The 21,129-nt window shown below is 56.0% G+C and carries 23 protein-coding genes and 1 pseudogene; 19 read left to right on the forward strand and 5 right to left on the reverse strand.

Annotated features, from left to right (window positions below):
- Window positions 1-160: 160 nt before the first annotated feature.
- On the reverse strand, window positions 161-742 hold the full coding sequence (locus N037_RS12060; RefSeq protein ID WP_032641169.1) for a tyrosine-type DNA invertase: 582 nt from the start codon (window positions 740-742) through the stop codon (window positions 161-163).
- Window positions 743-1,495: 753 nt separating this feature from the next.
- On the opposite strand from N037_RS12060, the gene N037_RS12065 reads away from it, so the two are divergent.
- The 16 genes from N037_RS12065 (at window position 1,496) to N037_RS12140 (ending at window position 14,755) form a co-directional block, all read left to right on the forward strand.
- On the forward strand, window positions 1,496-2,032 hold the full coding sequence (locus N037_RS12065) for a fimbrial protein (protein WP_032641313.1): 537 nt from the start codon (window positions 1,496-1,498) through the stop codon (window positions 2,030-2,032).
- Window positions 2,033-2,123: 91 nt separating this feature from the next.
- On the forward strand, window positions 2,124-2,663 hold the full coding sequence (locus N037_RS12070) for a fimbrial protein (RefSeq protein WP_231686687.1): 540 nt from the start codon (window positions 2,124-2,126) through the stop codon (window positions 2,661-2,663).
- A gap of 13 nt (window positions 2,664-2,676) precedes the next feature.
- The gene (locus tag N037_RS12075) at window positions 2,677-5,370 is read left to right on the forward strand and encodes an outer membrane usher protein (protein WP_231686688.1); all 2,694 of its coding nucleotides are present in this window, start codon (window positions 2,677-2,679) and stop codon (window positions 5,368-5,370) included.
- A 258-nt stretch (window positions 5,371-5,628) separates the two neighbouring features.
- On the forward strand, window positions 5,629-6,399 hold the full coding sequence (locus tag N037_RS12080; protein WP_050511246.1) for a fimbria/pilus periplasmic chaperone: 771 nt from the start codon (window positions 5,629-5,631) through the stop codon (window positions 6,397-6,399).
- A 77-nt stretch (window positions 6,400-6,476) separates the two neighbouring features.
- Complete coding sequence (locus N037_RS12085; protein WP_231686689.1) at window positions 6,477-7,097, forward strand: fimbrial protein; 621 nt, start codon at window positions 6,477-6,479, stop codon at window positions 7,095-7,097.
- A 10-nt stretch (window positions 7,098-7,107) separates the two neighbouring features.
- A complete protein-coding gene (locus tag N037_RS12090; RefSeq protein WP_032641174.1) occupies window positions 7,108-7,671 on the forward strand; it encodes a fimbrial protein in 564 nt (187 codons plus the stop codon).
- Between the two features lie 32 nt (window positions 7,672-7,703).
- Window positions 7,704-8,321: a fimbrial protein gene (locus tag N037_RS12095; RefSeq protein ID WP_156369726.1), complete on the forward strand. Its 618-nt coding sequence runs from the start codon at window positions 7,704-7,706 to the stop codon at window positions 8,319-8,321.
- Between the two features lie 10 nt (window positions 8,322-8,331).
- On the forward strand, window positions 8,332-8,844 hold the full coding sequence (locus N037_RS12100; RefSeq protein WP_032641176.1) for a fimbrial protein: 513 nt from the start codon (window positions 8,332-8,334) through the stop codon (window positions 8,842-8,844).
- Window positions 8,845-9,017: 173 nt separating this feature from the next.
- Entirely contained in the window at window positions 9,018-9,953 is a 936-nt protein-coding gene (locus N037_RS12105; protein ID WP_050511248.1) for a hypothetical protein, read from the forward strand.
- Window positions 9,954-10,007: 54 nt separating this feature from the next.
- The gene (locus N037_RS12110; RefSeq protein WP_032641178.1) at window positions 10,008-10,478 is read left to right on the forward strand and encodes a hypothetical protein; all 471 of its coding nucleotides are present in this window, start codon (window positions 10,008-10,010) and stop codon (window positions 10,476-10,478) included.
- The gene (locus tag N037_RS12115; protein ID WP_032641180.1) at window positions 10,475-11,947 is read left to right on the forward strand and encodes an FKBP-type peptidyl-prolyl cis-trans isomerase N-terminal domain-containing protein; all 1,473 of its coding nucleotides are present in this window, start codon (window positions 10,475-10,477) and stop codon (window positions 11,945-11,947) included. The genes N037_RS12110 and N037_RS12115 overlap by 4 nt, the downstream gene beginning before the upstream one ends.
- A gap of 95 nt (window positions 11,948-12,042) precedes the next feature.
- Window positions 12,043-12,366: a hypothetical protein gene (locus tag N037_RS12120; protein WP_156369727.1), complete on the forward strand. Its 324-nt coding sequence runs from the start codon at window positions 12,043-12,045 to the stop codon at window positions 12,364-12,366.
- An 87-nt stretch (window positions 12,367-12,453) separates the two neighbouring features.
- The gene (locus N037_RS12125) at window positions 12,454-13,329 is read left to right on the forward strand and encodes a hypothetical protein (protein ID WP_032641184.1); all 876 of its coding nucleotides are present in this window, start codon (window positions 12,454-12,456) and stop codon (window positions 13,327-13,329) included.
- Window positions 13,326-13,913 (forward strand): helix-turn-helix transcriptional regulator, encoded by a 588-nt coding sequence (locus N037_RS25215; RefSeq protein WP_050511249.1) that lies wholly within the window; start codon window positions 13,326-13,328, stop codon window positions 13,911-13,913. The genes N037_RS12125 and N037_RS25215 overlap by 4 nt, the downstream gene beginning before the upstream one ends.
- Before the next feature lie 91 nt (window positions 13,914-14,004).
- Window positions 14,005-14,202, forward strand: coding sequence for a hypothetical protein (locus tag N037_RS12135; protein ID WP_156369728.1), 198 nt, complete (start codon window positions 14,005-14,007; stop codon window positions 14,200-14,202).
- 31 nt (window positions 14,203-14,233) lie between these two features.
- On the forward strand, window positions 14,234-14,755 hold the full coding sequence (locus tag N037_RS12140) for a hypothetical protein (protein ID WP_032641189.1): 522 nt from the start codon (window positions 14,234-14,236) through the stop codon (window positions 14,753-14,755).
- Window positions 14,756-15,136: 381 nt separating this feature from the next.
- Here N037_RS12140 and N037_RS25220 read toward each other — a convergent pair.
- A pseudogene (locus N037_RS25220) lies at window positions 15,137-15,313 on the reverse strand (hypothetical protein); the annotation flags it as partial.
- 766 nt (window positions 15,314-16,079) lie between these two features.
- Between N037_RS25220 and N037_RS12150 the strand changes: the two are divergent.
- From N037_RS12150 to N037_RS12160, 3 genes are all read left to right on the forward strand, one after another.
- Window positions 16,080-16,349, forward strand: a complete 270-nt coding sequence (locus N037_RS12150) for a type II toxin-antitoxin system TacA family antitoxin (protein WP_032641193.1) — start codon at window positions 16,080-16,082, stop codon at window positions 16,347-16,349.
- A 3-nt stretch (window positions 16,350-16,352) separates the two neighbouring features.
- Entirely contained in the window at window positions 16,353-16,883 is a 531-nt protein-coding gene (locus tag N037_RS12155; protein ID WP_032641195.1) for a GNAT family N-acetyltransferase, read from the forward strand.
- 289 nt (window positions 16,884-17,172) lie between these two features.
- Window positions 17,173-18,744: an AAA family ATPase gene (locus N037_RS12160; protein WP_032641197.1), complete on the forward strand. Its 1,572-nt coding sequence runs from the start codon at window positions 17,173-17,175 to the stop codon at window positions 18,742-18,744.
- Between the two features lie 206 nt (window positions 18,745-18,950).
- On the opposite strand, the gene N037_RS12165 is transcribed toward N037_RS12160, so the two are convergent.
- The 3 genes from N037_RS12165 to vapB form a co-directional block, all read right to left on the reverse strand.
- Window positions 18,951-19,931: a hypothetical protein gene (locus N037_RS12165; protein WP_032641199.1), complete on the reverse strand. Its 981-nt coding sequence runs from the start codon at window positions 19,929-19,931 to the stop codon at window positions 18,951-18,953.
- A gap of 158 nt (window positions 19,932-20,089) precedes the next feature.
- The gene (locus N037_RS12170) at window positions 20,090-20,506 is read right to left on the reverse strand and encodes a type II toxin-antitoxin system VapC family toxin (protein WP_032641202.1); all 417 of its coding nucleotides are present in this window, start codon (window positions 20,504-20,506) and stop codon (window positions 20,090-20,092) included.
- Window positions 20,503-20,733, reverse strand: a complete 231-nt coding sequence (gene vapB / locus N037_RS12175) for a type II toxin-antitoxin system VapB family antitoxin (RefSeq protein WP_021312767.1) — start codon at window positions 20,731-20,733, stop codon at window positions 20,503-20,505. The genes N037_RS12170 and vapB overlap by 4 nt, the downstream gene beginning before the upstream one ends.
- Window positions 20,734-21,129: the final 396 nt, after the last annotated feature.

Genomic DNA, 21,129 nt, shown 5'->3' on the forward strand with positions numbered 1-21,129 from the left:
GGTGGCTAACGGATGCTGGTTATTCTAGCCCCAGCAGAAAACCTATTCAGTGATTGCCCCACACTTTTTCATGCTCTCCTGCGTCGGCGCAAGGAGTGGCGTGCGACCCACACTGCTAGTCGCACGCCACCCGCTGTGGAGGGAGGGAGAGGAGGGAGGGTCACTCGTCCGTGAGGTCGTCAGCGGGGACTCGGTTCCAGATGTGGCGGAAGCGCCGGGGGTTGGATGCGGTGTAGATGACGGTATGGCTGATGTTGCGGTGCCCGAGGTAGTCCTGTATCAGCCGGGTGTCGACGCCGAGGTCGGCGAGGGCGAAACCGCAGGCGTGGCGGAGCATGTGGGGATGGACGGGGACGCTGAGGCTGGCATCCCGTCCTAGCTGTCGAAAAAGGTCGTACGCACTGCTGCGGGAGAGGGAGCCGTTCTTCTGGGAGAGGAAGAGGTAGGGGCTGTCCGCGTCGCGCCAGGTATCGCGTTCGAGAAGCCAGCTCATCAGCACGGGAAGCTCATCCTGTGTCAGGGGATGGATGGTGGATAAGCCGTTCTTGAGGCGTGAGACGCAGAGAGTGCGGTCCTCCAGGTTGATGTCGGAAAGCTTCAGGCGACAAAGCTCGCTGATGCGAAAGCCGTGAATGAAACATAAGCGTATGAGGCAGCGATTGCGCAGGGGGTATCGGCTTTTCATTGCGGCGGCCTCAAGGCGCTGAATTTCCCGGCGGGTGAGGTATTTTCGTGTTTTCATCGTGGCATTTCCGTAGCCGATAGAAGCGGGATGGAAATATACCGCAGCGGGCGTAGAAATGATGCGGGAAATATTCGGTGGCGTGGGAAAATGCACGGATGGTCGTTTCCGGCGTGAGGGGGATATAGGTGAGGTAGTGGCGGTGCCGGAGGTGAAGGCAAGCAGGCTTGTTGCGGCGTGCTTTTGCGTACCGCCCCAGAAAAATATACCTTAAATCAATATTTTAGGTGTCATTTCTGGCGGCGTTGTGGGGCCGAGTTTTAGCCAACACTTTGCATCAGAACGTTTGATATTATTACCGGAAAGGGCCAGAGCGTCAATTTTTGTCAATCGTTACGAGGAGTGTTATTTATAGCATTGTTTTAACTGGATTTTCTGTTTTCTTTGCTCTCGTCATTAGCCACTCCCTCATGTTGCATTATTGTATGTTTCAGAATATTTAATCTTGCATGTTGATCATTTCCTGTGACTACCCATACATAAAATCCTGTAATCATTAAAATTCGGAGTTATATTCTGCCGACTTTTAAGGGTGCGCCTTGCATTTATCCTGTTTCGGTGCTTTTGATGCAAAGTGTCCGGTTTATGAAAAAACGGATACTGCTGAAGCAATGTGGGGTAATGAAACGGTTGTTTCAGGCGTGCTACTTGTTTTTGCTGGGCCATACCCAGTGAGGCTGGAGCCAAGTCCCTAAAATATGGAAATTCACCCCGGTGGGTTTATTAATCGAATATGAAAAGCAGGATTTTATTATGAATATGAAGAAACTTGTTCTTGCGGTAGCCATGGCATCTGGTCTGGGTATGGGGGCGGCGCATGCGGCGGACAATGGGCACGGCAAAATCACCTTTACCGGCACCATCATCGATGCGGCCTGCTCCATCGATGCCAGCAGCATCGACCAGACCAAAGAGCTTGGAGCCATCTCCATGAAGCAGCTGTCTGGTGGCGGTCAGTCCTCCCCGATCAACTTTAACATCCAGTTGCATGACTGCGACACCACCACCGCGAAAAATGCCACCGTCACTTTTAACGGCGTGGCTGGCGACGGCGCTGCTGGTCTGGACGGCGCACTGGCCGTCACCGGTCAGGGTTCCGGCGTGGGCGTGGTTATTACAGATATGGGGAAAAACGTAATCAAGCCGAACGTGGCATCTCCTGATATTGCGCTGAACGACGGTGACAATGAACTGCAGTTCCAGGCGTACGTACAGGGCTCCTCTGTCGCTGGCGCGGTCATTCCGGGTGCCTTTACCTCTGTAGCTAACTTCGTGATGGATTACAAGTAATCCCATGGTTGCGCCTGCTGTCCACCCGGGCGGACAGCAGGCGCAACATTTCTGTCATGATTTTTTCGCTTATTCATTAATGGGGGTATGCATGGCTACAGGAATACGACTGACCCGGATGTTGCCTTTCCTGCTGATGTGTCTGGCCGGTGGGGCGGAGGGGGGAAACCACGGGCACGGACGCGTCAACATGAAAGGCAGTATCCTCGACTCTGCCTGCGCCATTGACCTAGGGAGTCAGTACCAGGATATAGGTATGGCACCGGTGCCGGTGGGGCAGATACTCCGCGACGGGCGGGGCACAGACGTGCCTTTCACTATTCAGCTGGTGAACTGCACCCTGCAGCACTGGCGTCCGGATAAGCCGGACTGGTCAACGCTGCAGGTGACCTTTGACGGCGCTACCGCAGGCAATGATGCGTTCCGGGTGAAAGGGAGCGCCGGTGGCGTGGGGCTGCAGATTGCCGACATAGACGGAACAACTGCGCGCCCGGGGGTGGCGATGCCTGCTCGGGCGCTAGAGGCGGGCGGTATGCGACTTAACTATGTCCTGCGCCTGGTCGCTGATCAGGCTGCACCACGGGCGGGCGATTATCACGCCACGCTGCGCTTCAAACTGGATTATTTCTGACGGGGGAGTCGTAATGTCAGCAGTCAGAGTCCGGAACGGCGGACACAAAGTAGACAACGGCGCACCGGCTGCATGCGGGTCGCGTCAGAATGAGACTGGTGCGGGCATGGTTATCCGCCCAGTGGCGGCAGGAATACTCATTGCGCTACTGTGCAGTACGGCCCCGGCGGGCATGGCGGCAGAGGTTGTACTGGATGCTCCTGCTAATGCCACACCTGAAGCGATTGATGTGGATGGAAAACCGGCGGAGACCGGTGACATTCAGTTCAACACGGATGTGCTTGACCTGAAGGACCGCGCAAACATTGACCTGAGTCAGTTTTCGCAGGTCGGATACGTGATGCCGGGGAGCTATACCCTGGCCCTGCAGATAAACAAGAGCAGTCTGCCGGAGCGGCAGATTCAGTTTCTGGCTCCCGAAGACAATCCGAAGGGTAGCTACGCCTGTCTGACGCCGGAGATGGTGACACAACTGGGGCTGACGGAGTCCGCTTCGCGTCAGTTGACGTGGTGGCATAACCACGAGTGTCTCGACCCATCATCCCTGAAGGGGATGACGATGCGTGCTGACCTCGGGTCCGGCGTGCTGTACGTGAACCTCCCGCACGCATACCTCGAATACACTGCGGAAAACTGGGACCCGCCGTCGAGCTGGGATGAAGGGGCTAGCGGGGTGCTGTTTGACTACAGTCTGAACGCACAGACCTCACATCAGCAGCTGAGCAGGGGGAGTAACAATCAGTCGCTGAGCGGTAACGGTACTACCGGAGGGAACCTCGGCGCGTGGCGTCTGCGCGCGGACTGGCAGGCGAACTATGACCATACCACCGGGCAGGCGAACAGCACCCGTCAAAACTGGGACTGGAGCCGGTACTACATGTACCGGGCCATCGCTGCCCTGCGGGCAAAGCTGACGCTGGGCGAGAACTATCTATCCTCCGGCATGTTCGACAGCTTCCGCTACACCGGGGCGAGTCTGGTGACGGACGACAACATGCTGCCGCCGAACCTGCGCGGTTACGCCCCGGAGGTAACCGGGGTGGCGAAGACCAATGCGAAGGTGACCATCAGCCAGCAGGGAAGGGTGATTTATGAGACCACAGTTGCGTCAGGTCCGTTCCGTATTCAGGACCTGAATAATGCCACCACCGGCAAGCTTGACGTGAAGGTGACAGAGCAGGACGGCAGCGTCCAGGAATATCAGGTGGACACGGCGAACGTGCCTTACCTGACCCGGCCGGGGCTGGTGCGTTACAAAATCGCCAGCGGTAAGCCGTCGGACTATAAACATCACAGCGAGGGGCCAACCTTCGGGACTGGTGAGTTCTCCTGGGGGGTCAGTAACGGCTGGTCCCTGTACGGCGGCGCTTTGGTGGCCGGGGACTATAACGCTCTGGCGTTGGGTATTGGCCGTGATCTGCTGGCCTTCGGAGCCATTTCGTTTGACGTGACACAGTCCCGGGCCGTACTGCCGGGACAGGAGACGAAGAGCGGCGGATCTTACCGGGTGAGCTATTCGAAGCGGTTTGATGAGACGGACAGTCAGGTGACGTTTGCCGGGTATCGCTTCACGGAGCGAAACTTCATGAGCATGTCGCAGTATCTGGATGCACGCTACCGCCATAACGACACGGGCGGGGAGGGCAAGGAACTGTACATGCTGACGTTCAACCAGCAGTTCCGGGACCTGAACATGACGGCGTACCTCAACTACAGCCATCAGACCTACTGGAACCAGCCGGCGAACGATACGTACAACATTTCGCTGTCTCGCTATTTTGACATCGGGCAAATTAAAAACCTGAGCATGGGCCTGTCGGCGTTCCGGACGAAGTACAACCACACGAATGACGACGGGATGTACCTGAGCCTGTCCGTGCCGTGGGGCGGGTCCGGCACGCTCAGCTACGACGCGCAACTGAGCAAGGGCAACAACAGCAATACAGTGGGCTACTATGGCCGTCTTGATGACAACACAGCCTATCGCATCAACGGTGGTGTGGGGCAGGACGGACGCGCCACCAGTAGCGGTTACATCACCCACGAGGGTGAAATCGCAGAGATGTCAGCCACAGCTGCGTTCCGGGGCAGTGACTATTCCGCCTTCGGGATGTCGATGCGCGGTGGCATGACCGCCACACCGAACGGTGCGGCACTGCATCGGGTTAATGCCCATGGCGGGACCCGCATGATGGTGGACACTGGTGGTGTGAGCGATGTGCCGGTGAAAGGTTACGGTTCACCGACCTGGAGCAACGTTTTCGGCAAGGCGGTGGTGAGTGATATGAGCAGCTACTACCGAACCAGTGTGAACGTGGACCTGAATAAGCTGGGGAATAACGTGGAGGCCACCCGTTCGGTGGTGCAGGGCACCTTAACGGAAGGAGCCATCGGCTACCGTAAGTTCGGGGTGATTGCGGGCCAGAAGGCGATGGCCATTCTGAAACTGGCGGACGGCAGTGCGCCACCTTTCGGTGCCACGGTTCTGAACGCGGACAACACCCAGACTGGCCTGGTGAGCGACGGCGGCACCGTGTGGCTGTCGGGTATCAAAGCCGGCGAGGTTATGAAGGTGAACTGGGAGGGCGAGACGCGGTGTCAGGTGTCGATGCCATCGCCGCTGCCGGCGGACCTGGAGACCCGGCAGCTGCTGCTGCCGTGTACCTCGGTGGCCGGCACCCCGGCGAAGATTGCGGTGACGCGATAATGATTGATTTTCCCGACGACCACGGAAGGTTGCCACACTGTCCGGCCGGGCGGTACCGGGTAAGGAAGATATGTGTATCAACGAGCTCAGCACGTCCTGTAGCGTACGCTGCCAGGGGAAGGAGACCCTCTAGTGCGGTGATGCTACAGGGAGGACACGGCTGTAACGACGACAAGCCGGGACAGGAGACGCGATGCGTCATGCCGGAAGGCATCCCCGTTCAGCGGTAATAACCGTTCAACAGTAACGAGAGACGACATGGAAACGATAAACACAATAAACCATCCGGGGAGAGGGGCTACCCTGCTGGCGGCAACCCTCCTGGCCGGTCTAATGGCGGCACAGTCTGCAAGCGCTGCCCTGGCGCTTGACCGCACCCGCGTCATCCTGAACGGCGACGAGTCGTCGGTGAGCATGAACGTGACGAACCAGAACAAGGTGCTGCCTTATCTGGCGCAGGGCTGGGTGGAAGACGAGCACGGCACCAAAATAAGCGACCCGCTGGTCGTCCTTCCGCCGGTGCAGCGCGTGGAGCCCGGTGCTAAGACGCAGGTGAAGGTGCAGCAGGCTACCGGTGCGCGTATGCTGCCACAGGACAAGGAGTCGCTTTTCTATTTTAACCTGCGGGAAATTCCGCCTAAGAGCAGCAAGCCCAATACCCTGCAGATAGCGCTGCAGAGTCGCATCAAGCTGCTCTACCGCCCGGCGGCCCTGAAGGTGGATCTGAACAGCAAGCCATGGCAGGAGCTGGTTACCCTGACCCGCCAGGGAGATCACTATGTTGCGAACAACCCGACGGCGTACTACGTAACAATTTCGGACGCCACCGCCACCGTGCAAGGGACCACTGTGAAGGGCTTTAAGCCGGTCATGATACCACCGAAAGGCTCGGTAACCCTTGATGGCAGTGCAGCGGCTCTGGGTAACAATCCGGTGCTGACCTACATCAATGACTACGGTGGCCGTCCGCAGCTGATTTACGGCTGCAGCGACAACAGTTGTACGGTGAAGAGCACGAAGGCGGGCTGAGTTTGCTTAAGCACCTGAGCACCTGGTTGCCGTATGGCCGACAGACACCCTGAGGCATGAAGACATAAGGACGCAACATGAGCAGAGAAACGAGACGGAGCCAGCGTAACCATCGTTATCACGCGATGATAGTGGCGCTGCTGGCCGGAGGACTGGTGTCTCAGACGGTGGCGCAAGAGCCGGACGCCTGGGACGTGGACGGCCAGCACGGCGAGCTTTACGTGCACGGCATGCTGACCGAGGGGGCTTGCCGGCTGGACATGACCTCTGCGTGGCAGGACGTGGAGATGGGTGGCCTGACGACCGTCGACCTGGCGACCCCAGGCGCTCAGGGTGCGCCGGTGCCGGTCATCCTGCACCTGAAGGACTGCATTCGCACCCGTGGAGACAGCCTGGATAAACGAACGTCAACCCATACCTGGGATAATAGAATCCAGCCTGTGGTGACCGTCGCCTTTCAGGCGCCGGCGGACGTGGACAGCCCGGAACTGCTGCAGGTGACCGGCGCAAAGGGCCTTGCGCTGCGGGTGACCGACGCGCAAGGTCGCGACGTGAGGGTTGGCGAGCGCGGCGCACCGCAGTTTGTTACGCCGTCATCGGATCAGCTGACGTACACGATTACGCCGGTGCGCACGGCGGCGCCGCTGGGACCGGGTGAGTACCACGCGGTGCTGAACTTTGGCCTGAGTTATGACTGAGGTGACTGTGATGAAAATGAACACAGGTTTTCGCTGTAATACCGCACTCATTAGCGGGGTGGCGGCTACGCTGAGCCTGGCGCTGACCACCTTCACTGCGGAAGCGCTGGACAATAACGTACAGATCATCGGCAATCTGGTGACCGAGCCATGCGTGCTGGATCCGACCACTGCGGACATTTCGCTAACGTTCGGTAACCTGGTGGCGAAGTTCTTCTACACCACCAGTCGTACGCCCGGCGAACCGTTCATTATCCGCCTGCTGGGCTGTGACGCCAGCGTTGGGAAAACCGCCACAGTGACCTTTACCGGTACCGAAAGCGCATCCCTGCCGGGGCGGATGGTTCCTGACGCGGGTGACACGCAGGGGATTGCGTTTGGCATTGAGACGGACGATGACGCAGCGCAGCCGGTACCACTGAACAGGCCGTCACCCGTCTTTGAACTGAGTGACGGCACCACAGAGCTGCGCCTGCGGGGCTACGTGCAGGGTGAGCCGGACGCCATCGCGAACCAGAGCATTCTGACCGGGCCGTTTACCGGAACGGCGACCTTTGAGATTGCCTATCCATAGGCACCGGACCACAGGAGAAGGTGGGCGGCATCATGACAGACAAAACGAACGAAATGGACGGGGCGGGCAATCGCAGCTACCGGATGACAGCAGCCGCGGCGTTGCTCGCGTGGCTGATGGCACTCAGTGCCACGGCGGGCGCTGCCTCGCACAAGACCTCCCGCGCAGCCGGCGACCAGTTCAAGATGAACATTAACATCACCGGCACTGTACTGGCGACGGGGGCGTGCACTTTTAACCAGGGGGGAACCGTGAGTGTAGACTTCGGTACCCTGCAGTATACCACCACCGGTGGTAATAACGCCTTGAAGGATGGCTACCGCCAGCCGCTGGCTAGCGGCATGACATGCACGGGCGATACCGATGGTAGTACGGTGATGACGCTTAATTCCAGCAACGGCGGGAGTGTGGACTACCAGGGAAACAGGCTACTGCCTGTTACCAACGACGCGAGCAGGACGCAGAGCACGGACCTGGCAATACGTCTGCTGGTTAACGAGCAGGTGCAGGATGTCAACACGGCATTTGCGGTGGATATGCAGAACCCGCCGCTGCTGGAGGCGGAGGTGGTGCAGACCGGCAGCGGGAGCACATTTGTGAGCGGTGCCACGTTCAGCGCGAACGCGACGCTGACGATGGCCTTTAACTGAGGAGTTGCAAATGACGGGATACGGAAAATTGCTGCTTCTGCTGGCAGTCACAGGCGGGCTGACTCCTGGGGTATCAGAAGCGGTATCAAACCAGACCGGTGACAGCGTAACTTATAAGTTTTCGGGACGGCTGCAGGCGGCGACTCCTTGCACGATTAGCAATGACCAGGTCATCACGGTGGATTTTGGCAACGTGGCGGTGAGCCGGCTTAATGGCGGTGCGTACATTCAGCCGGTCAATTACACCCTGGAGTGCGGCAGCGCCGGCAGTGCGAACACGGTGAGTATGGTGTTTAAGGCAACCCCTGTGGCGTCGGATGCGGCGACGTTCTCCTCGACCATCAATGGCCTGTGGGTGAAGGTGCTGAAGGACGGCCAGCCGCTGGAGCTGAATAAGGCGTTCACCGTGGCGGACCCGCTGAGTCCGCCGGCAATAGAGGTACAACTGGAGAAGGACCCGGCGACGGACCTTGCAGAGGGTAGCTTCACGGCAACCGGTACGCTGATGGCGGAATATATCTGATCAACTTTGTGCTATCAGATACCGGTAACGGCGAACCGAGGGATGTGGAGTGGATAGTTCATCACTGTGAGTGAGTATTGATGGGGGCCCCACTGTAATCTCCCGTTGGACACTACCCTTGGATCCGCACAGATAACTTCGTCGCGATACAAAATACTACTTAAGGAACTACCATGAGAATATTTCTCGCTTTTTTTCTTCTTTTTTCATTTTTTGATGTATCTGCTTATGTTTATTCGATCACGGGGACTGATGAGAACGGCTGTGAGTTTCTTCCTGGTGCTGCTAACGTGATTGCATGGAATTCAAAATGCTCTGGAAGCACAAATGCAGCAACTGCTGGCTATTACAGCTGGGGTAGAGGTACTGCCGCAGGTTTTGGAAACATCGGTGGAGCCAGTGGGTATTTTAAAGAAGGCGGGAGCTATGCAATGCGCCTGTATATATGCACCACGCACGCCCCGTGCACAACGAGATCCAGTGCCACCATGTACCAAAGCTACGAAAAAATAGATTTTCCAACCGGCTACAATTTCAATGCTGGTGATTATTGGTGGCAGTTTTCGAATCCAACAATTTTTAATAATGCTATTAATACTCCATGCTACGCACTCTACAACACCTCGACAGGTAATAAGTACCGCCCGAACAATGATAATACTCATATATGGTGCAGTGATGTACCTAAACTCGCTCCTGAACCTTCGGTCTGCTACCTTAACTACGGCAACGACCTGGAGGTGGCTCTGGGGGGGCTGGAGCGCTCCTCGATTGGCATCCAGGCGGGCACCACGACGACGGTGAAGAAGTCCGTCACGGTCGATTGCAGCGGTAACGCGGCACTGACGGCATCGATGCAGTTCCAGTACACCCCAATGGCTGTGGGGGCTGACCAGGTTGTGCAGTCGAGCACGTCCGGGCTCGGTGTGGCCATTCTCTACAACGGGATGGCGATGAAGCCGACCGACGCCGAACTCCTGACCTTTCAGCCGGGCATCAGTCAGCTCGACCTCGAGTTTGAGGCGTTGCGCGACCCGAACGTAGTCGTGAAGGACATCGCCACCGGGGGCTTTACCGCCAATGCCGTACTGGTCATGACCCAACAGTAGGTTGACCCGTCGCCGGTGCGGGAGATCGCTCCGGCCTTTCTGAGGATATTCTCCATGCCTGTTTCTTTATCCGATCGCTGTCGCCGCCGGGGGGGCCTGTGTGTGCTGGTGATGCTCTGCGTTGCCGGTCTGTTCGGCTGCTCGGTGGCTGAGCGCCCGGTCTCCGCGGTGTCAACCGTAGGTGCGCAGCCCAGCCCGGCTGCGGTGTCATCGGGTGCGTCATCGTCTTCTGCGGGGGCAACTTCCGTGCCTACGGCTCCTGCCGGCACGGATTCACGTCTGTCGCAGTGTACACGCGAACTGGAGGCGCTGAAGACCTTCGATGACGCGAAGTACCGTCGCTACCAGGCGCAGATGGCGCGCATCACCCGCACCGGGGCGCAGTACCTGGCCGTGTCCGGTGGCATCAGTCAGGAGATTAACGACCTGGTACAGCCACGCTACCAGTACGCCCTGACAAGCCTCTGCCAGCAGGTGCGGGCCGACCTTTCCTTCGCACTGATTAACCAGGTGGCCATCAAATGACAGGACGCAAAGCATTCCAGGCCGTATTCTCTTCCTCCGTGCCCACGGAGGCCCATTATTTCTCCGGCCTGCGACGCCGCGCGCTTCAGTTGACCTCCCTGACCCTTATGACGCTGTCAGTGTCCATGAGTGCAGCCCGGGCGGAGTCCGGGGCGTACGAGCCGCCGGATAATGGCGTTGCTGGGCTGATGACCGGAACTGGCGGCGTCAACGACTACGGCCTGGGGGCGCTGATGGCGCAGCAGGGGGGGGCGACCTCATCTGGCGGCGCAACCTCCGCGCTGTCGTCTTCTGCACCGGGTGGTTCGTCATCGGCGATGTCGGCGCCTTCATCCTTGTCTTCCACCGCTGCGGCAGCACGTCAGGCCATGCGGACACAGAACCGTCAACTGAAGGCACAGGTGGCGGATCTGAGTGCGCAGGTGAGGGCCCTGCAGGCGAAGGTGGCTGACGGTGCCGCGAATGTGCAGGATCGGGCAACAATAACGCAGCAGGCATCTGACCTGACAGCGCTGAGGACACAATTGTCGGCCCTGACCACCCGGCTGGAGAGCAGCGAGGGTGGCCGGAAGGCGGCAGAGGACAAACTCCGTAACGGTACTCCCGCATCGTCCACCTCCGCAGACGCGCTCAAGCAGGCACAGCAGCGGATCCGCACCATGACCACGCAACTCACTGACAGCCTTGCGGTGCAGAAGGCCGTGCAGGTGAAGCTTGCCGCAGCGGAAGCCTCACTGGCTACCCTTCGGGCGCAAACGTCAGGGCGTGATGAGGCCAGGACAAAGCTGGAGGCTAGCGTGAAGTACCTGCGTGACCAGCTGGCGCAGGCAAATGAACGGGCGGCGGCGGCCGGGAAGGTGCAGACCGTTCCGCTTGACTCTGATATGCGTAAGGAAGCTTATGTGGTGGGGCAGGCAATGGCAGCAGGGCTTCGCGAGAAGCTCTCGGGCTACACCGCCACCGGCGTGAGTCTGGATGTCATCCGGGTGCGGGCGGGTTTATCTGATGGCCTGCAGGAGAAGATGAAGCTCTCGCGTAGGGAGATGGACCGCTACTGGCAGTCTTTCGCTGACCGCCTGAATAAGCAGGTAGCGACGCAGGTGAAAGCCGGTGAGGCGCTGATTGCGTCGAAGGTTAAAGGGCGCAAGCCTGACCGTGTGGCGGACGGCATCACCTACGTGGTGGTGAAGAAAGGGATGACCATTAAGGATGACGCGGCTCCTGTCACCCTGTCACTGAAGGAGCAGGTTGCCGACGGACGGGTTATCAGCCAGCTGAAGTCCCTGACGCTTGCACCGGACGATGATATGCCGGCAGTGGTCCGCAATGCGCTGACACTACTGGGCGAGGGAGCGGAAGTGACCGCCTGGGCTCCGGCGAAGGTGGTGTACGGCGACCGTCCGTTGCCGCCAGGCGTAATGCCGTTTACGGTGCTCGAATATCACCTGACCGGGCTGAAAGCGAAGTAAATCGTTGCCACCTGGCAGCGTCATACCATATTCACACTGACACTTAACCGGCTGCCTGCGGGCGGTTAGGGTCGCCCTGTGCCGTTTTCAGGCGGATGAGATCTCAGAGAGGTAACGCTATGTTTAAGCATCCGACAGCCCGGAACGACGGGAGTAGCCTGTGGTCGCTGCTGAGCGAACATGCCGGTCTGCGGCGTCTGCAGCGACTGGAAAACGCCGTCACATACTACGGTGGTGGCTGGGACAGTCTGGCGCTGCGAGCCCTAGAGCAGGCGGAGGCCCTCCGAAATACTGACCCGCAAACGGCTCGACTGCTGAACGATGTGGTGCAGTACCTGCGGGATGTGGCCATCGCCGGCAACCTGCCGTCGTCGGACTGGCGACATACTACCCTGTCATTCCGAAACGATTATGAGTGACTAGTGTGAGAGCCCACCGCCGCTCTGAGGCGGTCGTACTCTGCCGTGAGGCACGCGGTCACTGGCCAGCCAGACCCAGCATTATCTGTGAAGGAGAAAAACATTAACGTCACCCGTTTAGATACCCTGCCGGTCAGACGCCCGGAGGTGCTGATTGTCACCCAGGACCAGATGGTCCGGACCGGCCTGACACGGCTGGCCCGGTTAGCCTGCCTGGGTTGCCGCTACGCCGAATCGCCGGCGCAGGCGCTGGCTCGTTGCACCCCGCGAACCCTCCTGGTGGTGTGGATGGTGAGCCGCCATGCGCCGCTCGCCGGCACCCTGACCGCACTGGCTGAGGCACGCTTTGGGCACCAGGCATCCTGGCTGGTGCTGACCGATACGCTCGCAGGCGTGTACGCCTGGCTGGCCCTCCAGTTAGGGGGAGTGACCGTCACCACCGCGCGCCTTTCGGTCGCCACGCTGTTAGGGCTGATGGTAGGGCTGGTATGGCGTGGTGGGGACGTACCGAACGTGTCGCCTCCTGCTCTAGCCCGTCCGCTGACCGGGCGCCAGCGTGAGATCCTGCTGCAGATGATCCATTGCACCGGATCGCCGGCAGCAGTGAGCCTGCCGGGGCTGGCCGCTAGCACCGTGGCTTGCCATCGCTGGCGTGTGGTCAACTACCTGCGGCTGCGAAACCTCCACGAACTAATCCGCCACCCAGGCCTTGTGGACGAATTGCTGTCGCTGATGCCCCCCCCGGAGTGGTTGAGACCATGTGGGTCTGCGCCACGACCATTCCGGGCTTCGCCAGATGGTTCTGACGGACGAGGTTTCCTGGTGGGTGCTCGTGCCGGGGGAGACACCCTGTGCCGACATCAAGACGGGTGCTGTGCGTACCCGGTGGACGTGTTCGGTATCCCCGCTGGCGCCGGGCACCGTTGTGGTCAGGATGACACGCTGGAGCGCCCTGAACTATGACGGCCAGCATTCCGGCGGTGGTGATTGTGGGCGACAACGCACCGGCGGCAGTGGGGCTGCTTGCTCTGCTGCGGGACCGCTACCCGGAACTGCCAGCCCGCTGGCTACCGGACGTCCGGTTTGCCCGACAGTGGGTGTCGCAGACGCCGGGCTGCCGGGTGATAGCTCTGCTGTCCCTGCTTCCCCCGTCGCTGCCCTCACAGCTGCACCGCCTTCTATGGCTGTGGCGGCGGACCCGGAAAGAGAACTGGCTGGTGCTGTATGAAGGCGGGATTACCCCCCTGCCGGTGCGGCTGTTGGGAATGCGGATGCTACCCCTGAACGCGCCGCTGGTCGCTATACGGCAGGCGCTGGAGCGAGTGACGTACTCCCCGCTACCTGCGCGCCAGTGGCCCCTGACGTACAGGCAGTGGGATGTGCTGCGTTTGCTGGCTCGGGGGCATAGCCCTAAGGAGATTTCGTGCAGGCTCCACATCTCTGAGAAGACCGTCAGCGCCCACCGGACAGGGGCCCTGGCGAGTCTGGGTCTGTCCCGGCACTACGAGTGGCTGCTCTTCTGCGCACTCGCGGCCCTGAAGCCGTGAAGTGAGCCTGATTTTGAAGAGACTTTTGTTTTTATCTTTTTTGGACGCCCCGGCAAGGCCGGAATGGTCTCCCTGGTTTAAGAAGAGTGCAGTGACCCGAATGTCCTTTCAGGAAATCCGTCTGCTGAAGCGCTATGCCCGCCTGATGCTTCACTACCGAATCGACTGGGCTGGTGCGGGAGACGGATTGGCCGGCGGCGGGGTACAAAAAACCGTCGATATTCAGCTGGATGTTCTATCAGGCGACTGGGCTGTCGCCGGTGCAGTACCTGCCACTGGCTGGCGATGAGGTGAGGTGAGGAAAGGCGGAGGATAGACGGATGAAGAACCTGGTGCTGACGCTGCTGAGCGATGACGCGACGCTGCGGGTGACGGCGCTGATGGCGCTGCGGGAGCTGGCGGATGAGCGGCGGTTCAGCTTCCGTTCTGCAGGGCAGGTGCCGTGGGAGGATGTGGCGCTGTGGGTGGTGGACATCACGCCGGAGGCCCAGTGGGAGCGTTTTTTGCAGCTGGCACGAGCACCGGAGGACTGCTACCTGCTGGTACTGTGTCGCAGCTCTCATCCGGCAGTGGCGCGTCGCCTGGCTGGCCTGACGCAGTGTTACCGGGCGGTGTCGCTGCCCGAAGAGGTGGAATATCTGCCTCACGCGCTGACGGGGCTGCTGTCGGCGATGGGGGCAGGGGAGTGTCCGTTCCGATCGGAGCCATTCCCGGCCCCCGCGCGCGGGGAACCGGAGGCGGACAACCCGGAGAGCAGCGGCAGCCCGTGGTGCAAAGCGCCGCTATCTCCCTGCGCCCGCCGGCGCAGGCGCAGGCGCAGGCCCTTCTGCCGCGGCATCTGACCCTGGCGTACCTTTGTATTCCGGAGCTGACGTGTCTCTCGGAGCATCTGGCAAAGTGCCTGCGCTACCGCGGCTGCCGCCAGTGAGCGCGGACCGGTGGCGATATCCCCATTTATGCTGTCAGACAGCGGCGAGCTAATCAAAAAGCTGGCTAAAAACTTAGTGGGAAGAACATTCTGGGGTGAGGAGAAGGCAAAATAATATCGCCAGTACGTTAGGCTGCTAAGTCGTTTATCTGTCGTCTGGATATGACGAAAATCTTCACTGACGGGCTCAAAAAGATTAGATAAAGGGGTTCAAAGCATGTGGCAGGTGGAAATGGAAGGCCCACTTTGAGCAAGGAGCGGACATTTGTAATTGAGTCGTCATCGACGTTGCTAACTGATACGTTTCCAGTGTGTCGTTTATGGCTGATAGATGCAGGGCGCAGAAGTGCATTTTCTGTTGCCGATAACTGTTTTCGAGCCGGTACCGATCGGCTACCGGCACATTGACGCTGTAAACCGTGCGCATATATTCCTGTGCGGCGTGATCGTTATCGATGCTTGCACTATCTAAATTCATTAACCAAGGTTATTTTCAACATCTCTCATTACATATTTTAACATTTTCCTAAATTCATCATGTAAAATTTAATAATCTGTCTTTGGTATCGTCCGTCTGTTTCATGAATACTGACAAATAATACAGCTGTCTTATTTATTCTGCATCTTGTTGACGACCACAACCAATCTCAACATTTACATTCTTGATACAAAATCTGTCGGGATCTTCCTTTGGATCTTACAGGGATCGCTTTAAGGATCTTATTACTGGATCGAACGACTGTATATGTGGATAACCTGCTGACCAGAAAGGTAATTCAGATGGTTCTCCAATGATCACTTGTCGTGACTCCAGTGCGTACCAGCCCCCTTCAGCTACTGTGTTATTGCGCTTCCTCGCCGGTTCTCGGGCTTTAGCCCGGTCACCGGACTGCGGCGAGCACTGATGTGTTCAGCCCTCAATGTAGAGTATGCCGTACCTGAATTTCTCCCAGAGCCATAATACGGTTGCAGTTATCAGATCCAACAAAGACAGTCTGAGCCAGCTCAGATTAGCGTCGTGAGTCTCCTCACTATACCTTTACGTGCTATACCCGGATCCATAGCAACTTGTGGTTGAAACCTGCATACCATAACTCTATTATGTTTGTACGGCTTATTTCCGTACGTGTTATCAAAATATCACCACGACAGGCCTGGATAAATGTAATCGCCTTAAGGCCCGAACTTAACAAAGCTGACCATTCTTTCAGAATTAAGAGTGGTCAGGGAGAAAAACCATGTCAGCACTGAAGAAGCAGCGCATCGATCTGAGATTAAATGAAGACGACAAACACATGATCGAAGAAGCTGCAGCAATGACTAACCAGTCAATTTCACAGTTCATGGTCAGTACCGCTTCAGAACGCGCTGCAGAAGTTATTGACCAGCACCGTCGACTGCTCCTCAATGAGGAATCCTGGAACCTCGTTATGGATGCAATCACTAATCCGCCAGTACCAAATGAACGACTGAAACGAGCCGCTAAACGTCTCCGGGAACTGGAGTAACAAATGGACGGTTTAAGGATTGAGATTTTTTCAGAGGAAGTTGAATATGAATTAAGCAACTTCTATTGTGGAGAAGAGTATCTGAATACTTTTCTCACCGATCATCTGAAACGTCAGCACAACAGTAAGATTTTACGTGGTTATCTGCTCGTGACGAGAGAGGATAAACCACGTGTCATGGGATATTACACCCTGTCTGGCAGTTGCTTTGAGAAAACACTTCTACCCAGCAAAACACAACAAAAGCGTGTGCCCTATAAAAATGTTCCTAGTGTGACTTTAGGCCGTCTGGCAATTGATAAAAATCTTCATCGCCAGGGATATGGAGAAACACTTGTTACTCATGCTATGAGAGTTGTGTGTCAGGCCTCGCAAGCTGTGGGTATACACGGAATGTTCGTGGAAGCACTGAACGACAACGCCAAAAAGTTCTACCTTCGACTGGGTTTTATACAGTTAAAGGAAGAAAACTGTAATTCTCTCTTCTACCCGACAAAATCTATTGAAGAATTATTCGAGGTAAAAGATGAATAGAACAGGTTTAGACCGCTCCAGCAAAGCTGTGCAGTATTGTACAATACTGCCTGTTCTGATTACAGTATTTTGCAGAAATCAGGCCATATTATTTCAGGCCTATCCACTCATTGGTGTTTTGTAGGAACAATACCTTTTCATCTCACTAAAAGATCCGATAACCCTCAAAGCCGGATCTGGCAGTGCCTCCCTGTCGAAACATCTGTTTTAGATGCCAGACTTATTGCCTAAATTGAGGTAATGTACCTGGCATTAGTCCGACTGTTAACATATGAAGGAACCGGTCAGAATGGCTGCCAGGCAAAACATTCCAGCACAACTACGCTTGAAGGAAATTCAGATTCAGAGCCTAAAAGGGATATCAAACTGTACCATCAACTTTCCTGCTGATAAGAAAGTTACGGCTATTATGGGGATGAATGGGTCCGGAAAGTCGACGATCATCCATGCCCTTGCCTGCTGCTATAAACCCCGTACTGCTACTTCGAAAGAAAATAACCGATTCTCTGATTTCTTTACTCCGCATGATGATAACAACTGGCGTGACAGTGGTTTTACTGCCCATTTTTATGCAGGCTCCCTGAATAACCAGGGAAATAGAATAATGTTTGTTCCCACACCAGCACCGGATGACACCTTCACTCAACTCTATTCTAAAGTCGCCCGCTGGCAGCCAGTTTATGCCCGTCGACCGGTCAAGGAATCCATATACCTCGGACTTCAGACACTCGGGACTTTATCTGATGATCTCGCTGCGTCCCGTCATGCAAAGTACGTTAGCCATGTTTTCGGCCCTGCACACCTCAAACAAAAAATACTTGATTCTATGTGTCGGGTTCTTGAGGCTGATTACTCCGATTTGATGGTCTGTACTACTCAAAAGGGCTACACCTTCTATAAATTTACCAAAAATGGTATCTCCTATACTGAGCACACCATGGGAGCCGGTGAGAAACGTGTATTTGAAGTGCTAAAAGCTGCACATGACCCCTCCATAATGCCAAATGGATTGCTTCTTATTGACGAACTCGATGTTCTCCTCCATGAGAAAGCCTTCAAAAAGTTGGTCACTGAGCTGATCGTCATAGCGGATGAGTCTGTGCTGGAAATTGTTTTTTCAACTCACAGGGAATCTGTCGTTCAGTTCAAGCGAGCGATCAATATCGTCAGTATTTTTAATATGGGTACAGGGATCAGGGCATTTCCCGGTGTATCTGCTGATGCGCTACGTCAGTTGACTGATGTTCAGCCTGAAATGGTCAGTGTTTTCGTTGAAGATGAACTGGCGCGTACGGCTATCAATGTCCTTCTGGAGCGGGAGGCACTGACAGATAAGGTGGACGTTCAGCTCTTTGGTGCTGCAGAAAACTCTGCGGTTGTGCTTGCAGGACTTCTGCTTTCTGGCCGCAATATTGGAAAGGTGATGTGTGTTCTTGACGGCGATGTGCACCGTACGGTTCAGGAAAAACTTAAAATCATTCAGAAGTGCCTGACAGGAACGGACAGGGTGATAAAACAGCAACGACGTGACGTGTTGGGCAGACTCTTTGAATTTACTCTTCAGACGGCTCATCAAAAAGGTGCTCCGGAGTTTAACCATAAATGCTGGTTTGAAGCGATTGACCCGGCAACAGTATCGGCGGACGAGGCCGCTGAGTATGCCAAACTAAGGCAGTTTTCAGTGTCAATTAATGGACTAGCTGATTGGCATGATTATTACGACAGGCTGAATAACCTGGCACGGAAATCCAACATCGAACATACCATTCTGAGCTATATCAGCAAATACTCACCAGCATGGGATAATTATATTTCAGCTGTACGTCAAGAGATCATTGAACGGGCTGGTGAACTCGAATGAGAGCAAGGCAGGGCAGCAAATTTGTTGCCCTGTTGCCAAACGAGTTCAGCACATTTTTCAATAAGGTAAACGCACCACGCAGACATAACCGAACCGGCAGCGCAGCCCACTCAGGGTGTCTTCCTCACCTTTCACTGTGCCCCCCTGACCAGCGTCTCAAACGCTCGGTCAGCAGAGAATTACTTTTTGAAAGGAAGCGCTAAGAATTAGAATGGAATATCATCGCCTGCCGCAGCATCATCAGAGACAAGCGCAGCATCAGGTAATGGAATATTACTTACTATATATAAATTAAGAATGTCTTCCCGGTCCATAAACATGATCTGACTTCTTTTACTCGCGTCAAGTTTCCCGCCCAGCCAGTTTCTCGCCTGTTTAGTGATTTCTCCGCCGGCAACAATAAAGGCGTGGTCAACCAGCACCTTTCTGTTGGTCTCTGGATCAAATATTTCGTGGCCAAGCATCATCAGTACCTGGTTGTGAATTTCGGCCACATTTGAATTTGTGGATTTACTGACGCCGGATGCATCCAACTTGCCTTTCTTTGCCTGAATACCAAAATAAAGGACATGCTGAGTTGGCAGAGTGAACTTCATCCAGATGTCTTTTCCGTATTCCAGCGCTTTATCTTTATGTCCTGCTGCTGTTATCCGGTGAAAGCCGAGTTGCCTGAATAAAGGAAGCAGCACCTCCTCTATCAGTTCATCCTCAGAGCAGGTTTCGAGGAACGCTGTCAGCAATATTCTGCGCTTTATTTCGAGAGGCGTTAAGGGGCGGTGAGGATTATTGTTTACAGAGACTGTATTTGTGCCGTTATGACGAATATACAGCAGGTTATCGTTACCATAGAATGCCTCATAGCCTTCCCGCATCAATGGTTTATTCAGTTCTTCAAGGGCTTTTGATCTCCCGGGATCGTCATCCATGGCATCTTCTTTTAACATTAAGGTTCTGAGCACATGAACAAACCTTTCCGGTAAAGCGTGGGCCTTTGGCTGTGGCTCATTAAGAAGCTCTTCAAGCCTCAGGGCCGTCCATGCCCACCGCGTTGATCCGTCATGAACTACCTCCATGTCGCAATCCTGGAAAAATTCAGTGATGCGACTGCCTGAGCGATACAGGAATGCCGTATTATCTCCGATGACACATTCCGCGAGAGCCCTTAGATTTCTGTCCTTAAATTTCATGTGTAATGACCTCACTCCTGTTCAGTTCTACAGAGATAATTGCAGACATTATCTGTTCTGTTAACGTTTAACGATCCACTCCCGGCATGTACTGGATCATAATAGAAACGACCGGGTCCGGCATTATATGGATATTTCCTGTATCAGCCTGCCTGCAGCTAACCAGTCCAGTCTTCGAGCACCAGGCCCGGCACCCGCTCAAATTCTCTCACATTGTTCGTCACCAGCACCGTGCCGGCGGCGATGGCGTGCCCGGCGATCGCCGTGTCGTTCGGGCCTATCGGCGTCCCGGCGAGGCGAAGCGCCACCTTTATCTCCGTGGTAGCATCCACCGCTGCGCGGTCCCAGGGCAGGATGGCATCGAGGCGTGTGCAGAACGCGTCAACCAGCTGCACGTGGCGCGGCGAGGCCTTCGGGCCGGTGGCACCGAAGCGCATCTCGGAATAGGTGATGGCCGAGACCACAATGCGGTGACCGCGCAGCACAGCCAGCTCCAGACGCTTCAGCACGGCTTCCGGCTGCTCGCGCATGATGAACGAGCAGATGTTCGTGTCGAGCATATAGATCTTTTTCACAGGTTAAATCGTCCTTCGTCGCTGACAACATCCTCGCGCTCCGCCATAAAGTCCGGGTCAGCTTTTTCGAGCTGCGCGAACGAACCCCAGGTCGGCCGGACGGGACGCAGGATGATGCTGTCCCCTTCCCGGACGATCTCCAGTTCGCTCACCCCCTCAAAATCCAGATCGCGGGGCAGGCGGATGGCGCGGTTGTTGCCGTTTTTAAAAATGGATACGGTTCTCATGATTTTTCTCCCGGGTAAGTATGGATATGTGATGCATATCCGGAATGAGGTTCATTGCACCGGGTGTGTGCATATGTTCAGTATAGGCAGATGTTCAGCATATGTATAGATATGGCATATGCAGATGGTGAGTATATGCGTATGTCATACCTATGCAGATGCCAGGCATATGGATAGGCTTCACATATGCTTTCTTCTCTCTTTTCCCGCTCAGATCCGAAAACCCTGAGTTCCGGATCTTACCGAACCACCCCGGTGTGCTGTATCCACAAAACACAATATGTGCCACTCGGTCAGCTGAGATTAATTCTATATGTTGTGTTCCTCCCCACCCCTACTTCCCACCTCTAAACACCACAAAGCGACCCTTTGCTTATTCCGTTTGCGTGCTACACT

This window comes from Enterobacter sp. EGD-HP1 (assembly GCF_000733275.2).
In the GTDB taxonomy this organism is placed as follows: Bacteria; Pseudomonadota; Gammaproteobacteria; order Enterobacterales; family Enterobacteriaceae; genus Enterobacter.